The organism is Micromonospora sp. NPDC005686 (genome assembly GCF_042871665.1).
GTDB lineage: Bacteria > Actinomycetota > Actinomycetes > Mycobacteriales > Micromonosporaceae > Micromonospora.
Genome location: NZ_JBIAIY010000001.1, coordinates 1 through 13,214 on the forward strand (window position 1 = coordinate 1; position 13,214 = coordinate 13,214).

Annotated in this window: 14 protein-coding genes; 10 read left to right on the plus strand and 4 right to left on the minus strand. The window is 72.5% G+C overall.

What is annotated here, in order from left to right; all coding sequences use genetic code 11:
• Positions 1 to 903 (minus strand): DUF5919 domain-containing protein (locus ACFYON_RS00005; protein ID WP_357707332.1); only part of this gene is annotated, 903 nt, incomplete at its 3' end.
• Positions 904 to 1,131: 228 nt separating this feature from the next.
• Here ACFYON_RS00005 and ACFYON_RS00010 point away from each other — a divergent pair.
• From ACFYON_RS00010 to ACFYON_RS00035, 6 genes are all read left to right on the plus strand, one after another.
• Positions 1,132 to 1,386: a hypothetical protein gene (locus ACFYON_RS00010; RefSeq protein WP_354870049.1), complete on the plus strand. Its 255-nt coding sequence runs from the start codon at positions 1,132 to 1,134 to the stop codon at positions 1,384 to 1,386.
• Entirely contained in the window at positions 1,383 to 1,739 is a 357-nt protein-coding gene (locus ACFYON_RS00015; protein WP_354870051.1) for a hypothetical protein, read from the plus strand. The genes ACFYON_RS00010 and ACFYON_RS00015 overlap by 4 nt, the downstream gene beginning before the upstream one ends.
• Positions 1,736 to 2,809: an FAD-binding oxidoreductase gene (locus ACFYON_RS00020; protein WP_354870053.1), complete on the plus strand. Its 1,074-nt coding sequence runs from the start codon at positions 1,736 to 1,738 to the stop codon at positions 2,807 to 2,809. The genes ACFYON_RS00015 and ACFYON_RS00020 overlap by 4 nt, the downstream gene beginning before the upstream one ends.
• A complete protein-coding gene (locus ACFYON_RS00025) occupies positions 2,809 to 3,135 on the plus strand; it encodes a DivIVA domain-containing protein (protein WP_354870055.1) in 327 nt (108 codons plus the stop codon). The genes ACFYON_RS00020 and ACFYON_RS00025 overlap by 1 nt, the downstream gene beginning before the upstream one ends.
• A gap of 35 nt (positions 3,136 to 3,170) precedes the next feature.
• Positions 3,171 to 3,521, plus strand: coding sequence for a DUF2203 domain-containing protein (locus ACFYON_RS00030; protein ID WP_354870057.1), 351 nt, complete (start codon positions 3,171 to 3,173; stop codon positions 3,519 to 3,521).
• A gap of 194 nt (positions 3,522 to 3,715) precedes the next feature.
• Positions 3,716 to 4,519, plus strand: coding sequence for an SGNH/GDSL hydrolase family protein (locus tag ACFYON_RS00035; protein ID WP_354870060.1), 804 nt, complete (start codon positions 3,716 to 3,718; stop codon positions 4,517 to 4,519).
• 64 nt (positions 4,520 to 4,583) lie between these two features.
• On the opposite strand, the gene ACFYON_RS00040 is transcribed toward ACFYON_RS00035, so the two are convergent.
• Positions 4,584 to 5,072, minus strand: coding sequence for a glutathione peroxidase (locus ACFYON_RS00040; RefSeq protein WP_354870062.1), 489 nt, complete (start codon positions 5,070 to 5,072; stop codon positions 4,584 to 4,586).
• Positions 5,073 to 5,215: 143 nt separating this feature from the next.
• On the opposite strand from ACFYON_RS00040, the gene ACFYON_RS00045 reads away from it, so the two are divergent.
• The 4 genes from ACFYON_RS00045 (at position 5,216) to ACFYON_RS00060 (ending at position 10,209) form a co-directional block, all read left to right on the plus strand.
• Positions 5,216 to 6,850, plus strand: a complete 1,635-nt coding sequence (locus tag ACFYON_RS00045; protein ID WP_387320402.1) for a glycosyl hydrolase family 18 protein — start codon at positions 5,216 to 5,218, stop codon at positions 6,848 to 6,850.
• Positions 6,851 to 7,023: 173 nt separating this feature from the next.
• Complete coding sequence (locus ACFYON_RS00050; protein WP_354870067.1) at positions 7,024 to 7,581, plus strand: hypothetical protein; 558 nt, start codon at positions 7,024 to 7,026, stop codon at positions 7,579 to 7,581.
• Positions 7,582 to 7,638: 57 nt separating this feature from the next.
• Positions 7,639 to 9,045 carry a class II 3-deoxy-7-phosphoheptulonate synthase gene (locus ACFYON_RS00055; RefSeq protein ID WP_387320405.1) on the plus strand — a complete coding sequence of 469 codons (1,407 nt, stop codon included), beginning with the start codon at positions 7,639 to 7,641 and terminating at the stop codon, positions 9,043 to 9,045.
• A 144-nt stretch (positions 9,046 to 9,189) separates the two neighbouring features.
• A complete protein-coding gene (locus ACFYON_RS00060) occupies positions 9,190 to 10,209 on the plus strand; it encodes a GntG family PLP-dependent aldolase (protein WP_354870305.1) in 1,020 nt (339 codons plus the stop codon).
• Positions 10,210 to 10,257: 48 nt separating this feature from the next.
• Here the strand turns inward: ACFYON_RS00060 and ACFYON_RS00065 are convergent, their stop codons facing one another.
• Complete coding sequence (locus ACFYON_RS00065) at positions 10,258 to 11,127, minus strand: deoxyribonuclease IV (RefSeq protein ID WP_357707338.1); 870 nt, start codon at positions 11,125 to 11,127, stop codon at positions 10,258 to 10,260.
• Complete coding sequence (pknB, locus tag ACFYON_RS00070; RefSeq protein ID WP_355094702.1) at positions 11,124 to 13,109, minus strand: Stk1 family PASTA domain-containing Ser/Thr kinase; 1,986 nt, start codon at positions 13,107 to 13,109, stop codon at positions 11,124 to 11,126. The genes ACFYON_RS00065 and pknB overlap by 4 nt, the downstream gene beginning before the upstream one ends.
• Positions 13,110 to 13,214: the final 105 nt, after the last annotated feature.

Consider the following 13,214-nt stretch of genomic DNA (forward strand, 5'->3'; position numbering starts at 1 on the left):
AGCCACGGCGTGCAGACACCGCGCCACCCTGCCCGTCTCGCCGGTGGAAGTCATGCCACCACGCCGTCCACAACAGACCTTCTCAAACACGCTCTGAGACTCGAAGATCTGCTCATACACCGGATACAACCCCGTCGTGGGTTCTCGGCGTCGCATCACGAAGGTCGGAGAGTCGACCCCTCGGCTCGCGGGCAGGTATGCCTGGGCAAGGCAGAGGTCGTCGATGAGGAGCACGTTGAACCGAAGCGTCTCGTCGTAGAGGGCGACCTGCACGCTGCCGTACAGGTCGCCCGACAGGCGGTCACGCACCCGCAACATCGTCTCGATGTTGAGCTTCGTCAGTGCCGCGAGTTGGCCGGCCGGGAAGCTCTCCTCACGTTCCCTGGCTTGGATCGCCGAGCCATCAGGATCCAGGAACAGGCATCGGACCTGCGCGCCGCCTTCGATGAGCTGACGCCAGCGGTGATCGGGGTAGTGTTGGCACAGCAGGTTCAGGGAGAGTCCCATCGCTCGAACCTTTCGGGCGCCGTCCAGGATGCGATCCGCGGGCAGGTGCGCAGAGAGCTCAGCCCGGTTGCGGAAAACCGCCGTGACGTCCGCTATTGAGGTGCCACCGTTCCCTTCCGCCTGGACATCGGCAGCACCTTGCCGCAGCTCGGCGGCATCGGCCAATCCCAAGCCTGACCGGAATCGCCGATGAACCTCGTTCCCCGCCCGCGCGAGCGCGGTGTCGAGAGCGGCTTGCATCTCCGGTCGAGGTTGCACCGCCTCCCGACCGGCTTCCCACTTCGAGACGGTGCGCTCGCTGACGCCGAGGTGCTCGGCGAAATCGCGAATGCTCATCCGCAGCGCGTGCCGCAGCATCCGGGTCTCCCGGCCGGTCCACTTCTGCACGGTCGTCATCGGCTCGCCTCCGAGTGCGTCGAGACCGGCCGCCAGCACCTCAGCGGCTCGACTTCAGAGCTGGTACAGCGCAAGTGCAGAGCGTAGTCGTACCCCTTGAGCCGCAAGCTGACGAGGGTGGACGCATGGCCCGGGGCGGGTGCTGGGCTCCGGTGGGGCGTCACCCGAGCGCGTCCGCCGTCCCCGCCCGCCCCGGTGCCGCTCCGACTCTCGACGGAAGGGCTTCTCATGGCGGCGGTGCTGGACGACTTCCCGGTGCTCACCCCGGTCAGCGACGAGGATGTGGCGCTGGCCGTGCGCGCGGTGGCGGTGCATGTGCCGGAACAGTGGCCTGCGGGTCCACTGTGCCGCAGCGAGCGGGTGCCGCACCCGTGCCGGCTGGCCCGCTGGGGCCGCGGCACACTACGGGCGGCCGGGCTCACCGAGCAGCGCGTGGACGAACTGGTCGCCGCCGGCGACCCGGGCGCCTGGCCGTGGGCGTGACCGGGCTCGGGGCGTACCCGACGGAGAGCTGGCCCGGGTCGGCGGCGGTGCGCGAGGCGGTGGCCCGGTGGCTGCGGCTGGTGGCGGCGGACGCGGAGCTGGCGCCGTACCTCGTCGGGGTTGATCGGGCCCGGCTCGCCGGACACCTGGCGCTCACTCTCACGGTGGCGCTCGGCGGGCCGGCGGGCGACATCGCCCGGCCAGCGGCCGGGGCGTGGCGCGGCCTGGGCCTGACCGAGGCGCAGCACCGCCGCGTGGTCGACTACCTGGCCGGGGTGCTCTGGGCGCTCGACGTGCCGGCGTGCTCGGTGGCAGCGGCCCAGCGGGCCTTCTCGGACGAGGTCGGCTCGTGACCGCCGCCCTGGCCGCGTCGTGGTCTGTCACCACGCGGTATGCCCGCGAGGCTGCCGACCACTTCTGGTGTGCGGTGGAGGACCGCTGCCCCGGGAAGCTGCCGGAGCGGGAGGCTGCGGTGTTCCTCGCCGCATTCGGACGGCTGGTCAGCGGTGGCGACGACCCGGCCGGGCGGGCGGCGTTGTTGACCGTGCTCGGTCGGGCCTGTCGCCGCTACCGGCTGCTGCCGCACCAGCTCCCCGTCGAGGCCGCGCTCGTCGCGACGGTGTCCCGGCAGGTGAGCATGACACCGGAGCTGGTGGCGGCCTGGGCAGGGGCCGCCCGGCGGGCCACGGCGGCGGTGAGCGGTGCGGTCGAGCAAGCCGGCGACGGCCCGCCCTGGTGGCCGGCGCAGGTCGTCGACCACGACCGGGCCGCCGACGGCATCGCCGTGGTGACCGTGCGCCCCTGGCGCCGCCTGACGTTCCGGCCCGGTCAGGCGCTGCCCGTCTGCACCGAGCGCCGGCCCGGCCGGTGGCGCTGGTACTCGCCGGCCAATGCTCCGCGCGCCGACGGCACCGTGGAATTCCACATCCGTGCCGTCGCCGCCGTGTCGCGCGCGTTCGTGCACCGGGTACGCCCCGGTGATCGGATCTGGCTCGGCCCGCCCCGGTCGATCGGCCTGACTCTCGATCCGGTGTCGAATGCGGACCTGCTGCTCGTCGCCGGGGGCACCGGGCTGGCGCCGCTGCGCGCCCTCGTCGAGCAGGTCGCCGCCGCGCCGGCCGGTCGCCGGGTCACCCTGGTCGTCGGTGCCCGCACCTTCGCCGACCTCTACGATCCGATCAGCCTCGACAAGCTCCAGAGCAGCAACAACTGGCTGACCGTCGTGCCCGCGTTCTCGCACGATCCTCTGGCCGAGGCGGGAGAGCAGGGTGACGCGCTCACCGTCGCGCTCGACCACTGGCGTCCCGGTCAGGAGGTCTACCTGTGCGGGCCACCGTTGATGGTGGCCGGGTCGCGGCTGCGGTTGCTCGCCGGTGGGGTGCCGGCAGAGCGGATCCACCTGCCGGACGGGTTCGGCGTCTGATGGGCGTCTACCGCAGCCGCAACGCGCTGGCCGGTCCGCTCACCGCGGACCGGCTCAGCGCCGTCGAGCTGCCCCGCACGTCACTGGGCCGGCGCGGTTACCGGACCGACGACGTCGACGCGCTGCTGCACCGGCTCGTCTACGAGCTGGGGGAGCGGACCCGGCGGCTCGACGACGCCCGGGACGAGAACGATCGCATCAAGCGGGCCCTGCGCGCCTGGCAGGCCGAGGTGCGGGAGGCTGCCGGCGTCGTCTGGTCTCCCGCGGCCCTTCCAGGCTCACCGTCTCGTCCCGGCCCGGACGGTCGACGTGCGGCTGGGCGGTGACCCGGAAGACACGAGTTGTGCCGCATACTGGCCCGGTGTTCACTCTCGCCCAGGCGCGACACCTGGTGGCCACGCTGCGGCCACGCGTCGACGAGCTGATCCGGCTGCGGGCCGACCTGGCCGAGCTGCGGGTCGATCTGGCCGACCACGGTGTCAGCGCGCTCGGCGGGCTCGCCGAGGTGAAGGCGCTGGAGGCGCGGCTGCACGTGGTGGTGGACGAGTTCCATCAGCATGAGATCGCGGTCAAGGGGATCGCTCCGGTGCTGCTCGACTTCCCCGGCGAGCGCGACGGCCGGGCAGTGCTCTGGTGCTGGCTGGAGGGGGACACCGACATCCGGTGGTACCACCGGGTCGAGTGCGGTTTCGCCGGCCGCCGTCCCATCTGAGCCGGCCCGTCCACGCCTGATCTGCGCCGATCCGCCCGGCTCGGCGGAAACCTTCGTTGTGATGCGCCCACCTGGCACCGATTTATAGGGACAAGTCGCTATGCGCGCCGGCCCGTAAATCGGTGATCTTCCATGCCCTGTGATCTTATTGATATCTATCTCTCACCACCACTTCACGCCCCCAGGAGTGCGACGTGCGGAGATCCCGTCTTGCCACCCTCGCCCTGACTCTGGCCGCCTCGGTCGGGGTCACCCTCTCTCTGGCCGCCCCCGCCCAGGCGGCCCCGTCCGACCGCTACGTCGCGCTCGGCGACTCGTACGCCTCCGGCGTCGGCGCCGACAGCTACACCTCGGAGAGCGGTAACTGTCTACGCAGCACGAACGCCTACCCGGCGCTCTACAACACCAACATCAAGCCCGCGTCGTACCGGTCGGTCGCCTGCTCCGGCGCCACCACGACGGACGTCATCAACAGCCAGCTCTCCGCGCTCACCTCGACCACCACCCTGGTCAGCGTCACCGTCGGCGGCAACGACGTCGGCTTCGCCAACATCATGAGCACCTGCGTGCTCAAGGGGGAGACCCAGTGCGTGGCGGCCGTGCAGTCCGCCATGAACGTCGCCCGCACCTCGATGGCGGGCCGGCTCGCCAACGTCTACAACGGCATCAAGAGCCGGTCGCCCTCGGCCCGTGTCGTGGTGGTCGGCTACCCGGTCTTCTACCAGCTCGGCACCACCTGCGTGGGGCTCAGCGCCACGTCCCGGGCGAAGATCAACGAGGGCATCAACCTGCTCGACGACATCACCCGTACGGCCGCCGTCTCGGCCGGCTTCACCTTCGCCGACGTGCGCTCCATCTTCGTCGGTCACCAGCTCTGCAGCTACGGGACCAAGTGGCTGCACGCGCTGAACGTGCTGAACCTGAGCAAGTCGTACCACCCGACGGCCGCCGGGCAGTCCGGCGGCTACTACCCGGTCTTCCGGTCCGCCGCCGGCTGACCCGATCCACGGCAGCGGCACGCCTCCGGCCGGGGGCGTGCCGCTGCGCCGTGCCCAGCGGCCGTCAGGCCGGAAGCACCTTCTCGATCGCCGCACGCAGCTCGGGTGAGTCGGGCGTGACCTGCGGCGCGAACCGGCCGGCCACGGTCCCGTCCGGCGCCACGAGGAACTTCTCGAAGTTCCAGCGCACGTCCCCGGTGTGCCCCTCGGCGTCCGGCGTGGGCACCAGCTCCGCGTAGAGCGGGTGCCGGTCCGGCCCGTTGACGTCGACCTTCTCCGTCAGCGGGAACGTCACGCCGTAGTTGACCTGGCAGAACTCCTCGATCTCGGCGGCGCTGCCCGGCTCCTGGCCGGCGAACTGGTTGCACGGCACCCCGAGCACCGTCAGCCCGCGCTCGCCGTACGTGTCGGCGAGTTCCTGAAGGCCCGCGTACTGCGGGGTGAGGCCGCAGCGGGAGGCCACGTTGACCACGAGCAGGGCGCGGCCGCGGTAGCGGCCGAGGTCGGCCGGGCCGCCGGTGAGGGCGTCGATCTGGACGTCGAGAACGGTCATGGCACGAGGCTACGGGCCCCCGCGTGGGCCGTGCCGCGCCGGCCGGCAAATCGATGCATTGACATCTTGACGAAGTGGCGACGGTGTGAGTAGCGTCTCAGCAATCAATTTGGAAAGTTTCCTAACTATTGGAGGGACGCCGTATGAAGAGATCGCTCCGCCGGGCCCTGTGGGCCACCGGCGCCGTGGTCGCGCTCGCGGTCGCCGCGGTGCCCATGACCACCGCGTCGGCCGCCGGCAGCGTCACCGCCACGTTCGCCAAGGTGCAGGACTGGGGGACCGGCCACGAGGGGCGGGTGACCGTCACCAACGGCACCAGCTCCACCGTCAACGGCTGGCGCATCGAGTTCACGCTGCCCTCCGGCACCTCGATCAGCAGCTCCTGGGACGCCGACATCACCCGCAGCGGTGACCGCTACGTGGCGGTGAACAAGAGCTGGGCCGCCACGCTCGCCCCGGGTGCCAGCTTCAGCTGGGGCTACAACGGCACCGGCGCGTACAAGGCGCCGGTGAGCTGCACGATCAACGGCGGCTCCTGCACCGGCGGCGGCACGCCGACGACCACCGCGCCGACCACGACCCCGCCGGCCACGACGCCACCCACCACCACGCCGCCGACGACCACCCCGCCGACGACGCCGCCGCCCACCACGCCGCCGCCCGGTGGCAAGAAGATCGTCGGCTACTTCGCCGAGTGGGGCGTCTACGCCCGCAACTACCACGTCAAGAACATCCACACCAGCGGCTCGGCCGCGAAGCTGACCCACATCCTGTACGCCTTCGGCAACACCACCGGCGGCCGGTGCAGCATCGGTGACAGCTACGCCGACTACGAGAAGGCGTACACCGCCGCGGACAGCGTCGACGGCGTCGCCGACACCTGGGACCAGCCGCTGCGCGGCAGCTTCAACCAGCTGCGCAAGCTGAAGAAGATGTACCCGAACCTGAAGGTGCTCTGGTCCTTCGGCGGCTGGACCTGGTCCGGCGGCTTCACCCAGGCCGCGCAGAACCCCGCCGCGTTCGCCGACTCCTGCTACTCGCTGGTCAAGGACCCGCGCTGGGCGGACGTCTTCGACGGCATCGACGTCGACTGGGAGTACCCGAACGCCTGCGGCCTCCAGTGCGACAGCAGCGGCCCGAACGCGTTCAAGAACGTGGTCTCGGCGCTGCGCAGCAAGTTCGGCTCCAGCTTCCTGGTCACCGCGGCGATCACCGCGGACGGCAGCAACGGCGGCAAGATCGACGCCACCGACTATGCGGGCGCCGCGACCAGCCTCAACTGGCTGATGCCGATGACGTACGACTACTTCGGCGCCTTCAACGCCCAGGGGCCGACCGCGCCGCACTCGCCGCTCTACTCGTACGCCGGAATCCCACAGCAGGGCTTCTGGTCGGACGCGGCGATCCAGAAGCTCAAGTCCAAGGGCGTACCGTCCAGCAAGCTGCTGCTCGGCGTCGGCTTCTACGGACGTGGCTGGACCGGCGTGACCCAGGCCGCACCCGGCGGCAGCGCCACCGGCGCGGCCCCGGGCACCTACGAGGCCGGCATCGAGGACTACAAGGTGCTGAAGAACAGTTGCCCGGCCACCGGCACGGTCGGCGGCACGGCGTACGCCAAGTGCGGCAGCAACTGGTGGAGCTACGACACCCCGTCGACCATCGGCGGCAAGATGAGCTACGCCAACAGCCAGGGCCTCGGTGGCGCGTTCTTCTGGGAGCTCTCCGGTGACACCGGCAACGGCGAGCTGATCGGCGCCATCAAGGGCGGTCTCGGCTGAGCCGAGGGCCGACGCACCACCCACCCGGCGGGGAGGGGCCACACCGGCCCCTCCCCGCCCGCGTGCCGTCCTGGCCGAGCGCGCCGATCCGGGTCAGGATGGGGAGTCACCAGGCCGTGCGGCCGGTGTGGCACACTCGCCGCTCGATGACGTCCACGCCGACGGGAGGACCGATGGGTCGCAGCCACCGGGGCCGGTTCGCCGCGCTCGCCGTCCTCACGCTCCTGCCGGCGGGCCTGGCCGCCTGCGGCTCCGGCGACGGCGGCGGCGCCACGCTCAGCGGGAAGGCGCCGGCCGAGGAGGCGGCGGCCAAGAGCCGGGAACGCGTGCAGGCGTACCTGGACGCGCTGACCGCCCGCGACGCCGACGCCGGCCGCAGCCAGCTCTGCGCGCCCATGCACGCCGCCTTCGACTCCGCCGCCACCGGCCCGAACGGCGACTTCGCCGACCACTTCACCGTGCCGCAGGCGACCATCACCGACGTCCGTTCCGGCCCGAACGGCCAGGAGGTCAGCGCCTCGGTCACGGTCGCCGCCGGATCGCGTACGGCCGCCCGGTCGCTGCTGTTCACCGTCACCCGGAACGGGGCGGACTGGTGCATCTCCGGCGAGGTGCCCGTCGACAGCACGGTCGAGCCGACCGCCGACCCGGCAGGGCCGCAGCCCGCCGGCGCGACCCCCGACCCGACGGGGCCGCCGGGTGTGCCGGCCCCGCCGGTGCCCTCCCAGTGACCGGAACCATCCCCCTCGGCGGTGAGTGATCGCTTCGGTCGCCGTACGCTTTCCCTCATGCGCCATGAGTGGCATCAGCTGAGTCACCCCGCCGTGGGCAGCCCTGGTCTGCAGACCAGCCGCCCGACCGCCGACTCCGCCGAGGACGCGGCCCTCGGCCTCGACCGCTGGCGGGAGCTGCCGCGCGCGCAGACCCCGCCGTGGGACGACCCGGCCCAGGTCGTCGAGGTCTGCCGGGTGCTGGACACGGTGCCGTCGGTGGTCGCGCCCTACGAGGTCGACCAGTTGCGGCAGCGGCTCGCGCTGGTCTGCGAGGGCAAGGCGTTCCTGCTGCAGGGCGGCGACTGCGCGGAGACCTTCGTCGACAACACCGAGAGCCACCTGCTCGCCAACGCCCGCACGCTGCTCCAGATGGCCATCGTGCTCACCTACGGCGCGTCGCTGCCGGTGGTCAAGGTCGCCCGGGTCGCCGGCCAGTACACCAAGCCCCGGTCCCTGCCGACCGACGCCCGCGGGCTGCCCGCCTACCGCGGCGACATGATCAATTCTCTGGAGGCCACGCCGGAGGCGCGGGTCGCCGACCCGCAGCGCATGATCCGGGCGTACGCGAACTCGGCCGCCGCGATGAACATGCTCCGGGCGTACCTGGCGGGCGGGCTGGCCGACCTGCACGCGGTGCACGACTGGAACAAGGACTTCGTGCGGCAGTCCCCGGCCGGCGAGCGCTACGACGCGATCGCCCGCGAGATCGACCGGGCGCTGGCCTTCATCCGGGCCTGCGGGATGACCGACGACGAGGCGCTGCGCACCGTCACGCTGCACTGCTCGCACGAGGCGCTGGCGCTGGAGTACGACCGGGCGCTGACCCGGATCTCCGACGGCAAGGCGTACGGCCTGTCCGGGCACTTCCTCTGGATCGGGGAGCGGACCCGGCAGATCGACGGCGCGCACATCGACTTCATCTCCCGCATCGCCAACCCGATCGGCGTCAAGCTCGGCCCGACGACCACCCCGGACGAGGCGATCGAGCTCTGCGAGAAGCTCAACCCGGACAACGTCCCCGGCCGGCTCACGCTGATCAGCCGGATGGGCAACCACCGGGTCCGCGACGCGCTGCCGCCGATCGTCGCCAAGGTCACCGCCGCCGGCGCCAAGGTCGTCTGGCAGTGCGATCCGATGCACGGCAACACGCACGAGTCCTCCAACGGCTACAAGACCCGGCACTTCGACCGGATCGTCGACGAGGTGCTCGGCTACTTCGAGGTGCACCGCGGCCTGGACACGCACCCGGGCGGCCTGCACGTCGAGCTGACCGGCGAGGACGTCACCGAGTGCCTCGGCGGCGCCCAGGGCATCGAGGACCTGGACCTGCCCGACCGGTACGAGACCGCCTGCGACCCCCGGCTGAACACCCAGCAGTCGCTGGAGCTGGCGTTCCTGGTGGCGGAGATGCTCCGTGGCTGACGCGAGGAGTGAGCTTGCGAGCCCCGCAGTCGGCAGCCGGAGGGGGCACAGTGGCTGACGCGAGGAGTGAGCTTGCGAGCCCCGCAGTCGGCAGCCGGAGGGGGCACAGTGGCTGACGCGAGGAGTGAGCTTGCGAGCCCCGGGCTGATCGATCTGCGGACGGACACCGTGACCCGGCCGACGCCGGGGATGCGGGAGGCGATGGCCGCCGCCGAGGTGGGCGACGACGTCTACGGCGAGGACCCGACCGTCGCCGCGCTGGAGACCGAGGTGGCCGCGTTGTTCGGCCACGAGGCGGCGCTGTTCGCCCCGAGCGGCTCGATGGCCAACCAGATCGCGCTCCAGTTGCACGTGCCGCCCGGCGACGAGCTGCTCTGCGACGCCGACGCGCACGTGGTCACGTACGAGGTCGGCGCCGCCGCCGCGTACGGTGGGATCTCCTCGCGGACGTGGCCGGCGGTGGGCGCGGAGCTGGACCCCGACGTGGTCGCCGGGATGATCCGCCCGGACGGCTACTTCGCGGTGCCGACCCGCGCGATCGCTGTGGAGCAGACCCACAACCGGGGCGGCGGCGGGGTGATCCCGCTGCCGACGCTGCGCCGGATGCGGGAGGTCGCCGACGAGCACGGGGTGGCGCTGCACTGCGACGGCGCGCGGATCTGGCACGCGCACGTGGCCGACGGGGTGCCGCTGACCGAGTACGGCGCGCTGTTCGACACGCTGTCGGTCTGCCTCTCCAAGGGCCTCGGCGCGCCGGTCGGCTCGCTGGTGGTGGGCAGCGCCGAGAAGATCGCCCGGGCGCGGTTCCTCCGCAAGCGGATGGGCGGCGGCATGCGGCAGGTCGGCATCCTCGCCGCCGCCGGCCGGTACGCGCTGGCGCACCACGTCGAGCGGCTCGCCGACGACCATGCCAAGGCGGCCCGGCTGGCCGAGGCGGTCGCCCCGCACGGCGTGCTCGCGGCGGTGGTGCGGACCAACATCGTGCCGCTCGACCTGACCAAGCACCCGCTGGACGCGCCCGCGCTGGCTGCCGCCGCGCGGGCGGAGGGGCTGCTGATCTCGGTGCTCGGCCCGCGTACCGCCCGGCTGGTCACCCACCTGGACGTCACCGACGCGCAGATCGACCGCGCCGCCACCATCCTGCACACCGCCCTGCGGGCCTGACCCGCGCCCCGCCCTCACCCCAGGGGAGGGATCGGGGTGACGAGGGCGTCAGGGGTGGAGGCGCTTGAGGGTGGCGATGTCGGCGGCGTGGCCGATGTGCTTCTCCGTGGGGGTCTCCACCAGCACCGGCACCCCGGCGGTCGCCGGGTGACACATCAGTTCGGCGAATGCCGGCTCGCCGATGGTGCCCTTGCCGATGTTCTCGTGCCGGTCCCGGGTGGAACCGCACAGGTCCTTCGAGTCGTTCGCGTGCACCAGCCGCAGCCGGTCCGCGCCCACCGTGGCGACAAGCGTGTCGAGCGTGGCGGTCATGCCACCCTCAGCGGCCAGGTCGTGTCCGGCCGCCCAGGCGTGACAGGTGTCGAAGCAGACGCCGAGCATCGGGTGCCGGTCGACCGCGTCCAGGTAGGGGCCGAGGTGCTCGACCCGGGACGCCAGCGACCGGCCGCCTCCGGCGCTCGGCTCGACCAGCAGCATCGGTCCGCCGATGGCCGCGACCTCGTCGAGCAGGGGGAGCAGCGCCTCGCGGACCTGCCGCAGGGCCGCCTCGGCGTGACCGGCGTCGACCGAGCTGCCGGCGTGGAAGACCACACCCTCGGCGCCGATCGCCCGCCCTCGCCGCACCGCGTGGGCGAGCGTCTCGGCCGACCGGGTGACAGTCGCCGGGGTGGGGGAGCCGAGGTTGACCAGCAGCGAGGCGTGGATGAACACGGGTAGGCCACGCTCGCCGCACCCGTCGCGGAACAACGCGTCCTGCGCCGGGTCGCCGGGCGGGAGCGCCCAGCCGCGCGAGTTCGAGACATAGACCTGCACCGCCTCGGACTCGGCCGCCTCCGCGTACGGCAGGGCCGCCCGGGCCAGGCCGCCGGAGGTGGGGGTGTGCGACCCCACCCGGCGGTGGCCGTCCGTCGCGCTCACAGGCACGTCACCGTCACAGTCGTACCCGGCGGCACCGGCGTGTTCTCGGCCGGGTTCTGGAGCCGGACGACGCCGTTCGGGTTGAGCTGGATGTTGACCGGGAAGCCCTGGCTCTCCAGCGTCTGCTTGGCCTGCTGGCAGGGCATGTCGATCACCCGGGGGACGGCCACCTGCGGCGGGCCCTTGCTGATCTCCAGCTTGACCTGGGTGCCCTTCTCCACGCCGGTGCCGTCGGCCGGGCTCTGGCCGAGGATCTCGTCCTTCGGCTTGTCGGAGTCCTTGACGGTCTCCACCGGCTTCAGCCCGAGCTGCGCGAGGATGGTCCGCGCCTCGGTGAGGCTCTTGCCGACCAGGTTGGGCACGGTGACCGGCGCACGGCCCTTGCTCAGGATCAACGTCACCTTCGCGCCGGGCTTGACCACGGTGCCCACCTTCGGGTCGGTGGCCAGCACCACGCCCGCCGGCAGGGCGTCGTCGTACCGGGAGGAGCCCTTGACCACGACCAGGTTGACGCCGTCCAACTCGGCCTGGGCCAGCGAGTAGTCCTTGCCCACCACGTCCGGCACCGGCAGCCGCTCCGGGCCGAGCGACAGGGTCAGCGTGATCGTGCCGCCCTTGACGATCCGCGCGGCCGACCCGGGCGCCTGCCCGAGCACCGTGTCCTTGGGGACCTTCTCGTCGTAGCGCGGGGCGGCGTACCGCAGCGTGAAGCCGCCGCGCTGGGCCTGCGCCTCCGCGTCGACCTTGGTCAGGCTCACGAGCTGCGGCGCGACCGTGTAGCGGCCCACCCCGAACCACCAGCCGCCGACCGCGGCGACCAGGCCGAGCACCACGACCGTCGCGGCGACGGCCAGCCGTCCGCGCGGCGAGCCCATGATCCGGGTACGCAGGGCGGCGAACCCGGTCCCCCCGGAGTCCTCCTCGGCGGCGCGGCGCCGGTGCGGGCGCGGGGTGGCGCCGCCCTCGGGCAGCCGGGCCCACGCCGGGCGCTCGACCGGCTGGAGCGCGGCCACCACCTGGGTCGGCTGGCTCAGGACCGCGGTCTCGTCGCTGAGCTGCGGCAGCACGGTGGTGTGCGCGTGCGGGTCGCCCAGTTGCTCGCGGGCGGCCTGCACCTCGCTCAGCAGCGCCGCGGCGTCGGCCGGCCGGCCGGCCGGATTCCGCCGGGTGGCCCGCGCGACGAGCGCGTCGAGAACCGGCGGCAGCGCCGGCACCAGCGTCGACGGCGCCGGTACGTCCCGGTCGACGTGCTGCCACGCGACCTCCACCGGGCGGTCGCCGTCGTAGGGGACCCGGCCGGTGAGCATCTCGAACAGCACGATGCCGGCGGAGTAGACGTCGGTGCGCGGGTCCGCCTGGCCGTGGGTGACCAGCTCCGGCGCCACGTACGCCACGGTCGCCATGAGCTGGTTGCCGTTCTCGTCCTCGGCGCTGGCCTCGACGGCCCGGGCCAGCCCGAAGTCGGCCACCTTGACCACGCTGTCGACCAGGTTGCGGCTGCCGCCGGTGGGCACCTCGGCGACGAGCACGTTCTCCGGCTTGACGTCGCGGTGCACCAGGCCGGCCCGGTGCGCGGCGGCGAGCGCGGCGAGCATCTGCTCGGTGATCGCGAGCGCCTCGTCCGGGTTCAGCCGGCGGCGCTCGGCGAGCACGTCGCGCAGCGTGCGGCCGCGGACGTACTCCATCACCAGGTACGGCAGGCCGGCGTGGATGCCCTGGTCGTAGACCGCCACCACGTTCGGGTGGGTCAGCCGGGCGATCGTCTTCGCCTCGTCGGTGAAGCGTTCGACGAAACCGGCCATCCGGGCCTGGGCCTGCGGCGCCTGGGTCGGGTGAATGATCTTGACCGCCACGGTGCGCTCCAGGCGCTCGTCGGTGGCGGTGTACACGGTCGCCATGCCGCCACGGGCGACGCGACCGCGAATGCGGTAGCGCCCCTCGATCAGCGAGCCCAGCAACGTGTCGGCGACCTGTGTGTCCATCGGCAGGCAGTCTATGTGTCGGAAGGGTGAAGGTAGAACAGGATGCTACCGCCGGGTTCCGACACGGGGGACCGCCGCGCTCCCGGCGGCGGCGCGGGGTGCCGT

Excerpts from the sequence above, each read along its gene's own strand:
- ACFYON_RS00050 (WP_354870067.1), top strand. The coding sequence starts at position 7,024 with ATGGGTCGCAGCCACCGGGGCCGGTTCGCCGCGCTCGCCGTCCTCACG.
- pknB (WP_355094702.1), bottom strand. The coding sequence starts at position 13,109 with ATGGACACACAGGTCGCCGACACGTTGCTGGGCTCGCTGATCGAGGGG.
- ACFYON_RS00010 (WP_354870049.1), top strand. The coding sequence starts at position 1,132 with ATGGCGGCGGTGCTGGACGACTTCCCGGTGCTCACCCCGGTCAGCGAC.
- ACFYON_RS00045 (WP_387320402.1), top strand. The coding sequence starts at position 5,216 with ATGAAGAGATCGCTCCGCCGGGCCCTGTGGGCCACCGGCGCCGTGGTC.
- ACFYON_RS00025 (WP_354870055.1), top strand. The coding sequence starts at position 2,809 with ATGGGCGTCTACCGCAGCCGCAACGCGCTGGCCGGTCCGCTCACCGCG.
- ACFYON_RS00055 (WP_387320405.1), top strand. The coding sequence starts at position 7,639 with ATGCGCCATGAGTGGCATCAGCTGAGTCACCCCGCCGTGGGCAGCCCT.
- ACFYON_RS00040 (WP_354870062.1), bottom strand. The coding sequence starts at position 5,072 with ATGACCGTTCTCGACGTCCAGATCGACGCCCTCACCGGCGGCCCGGCC.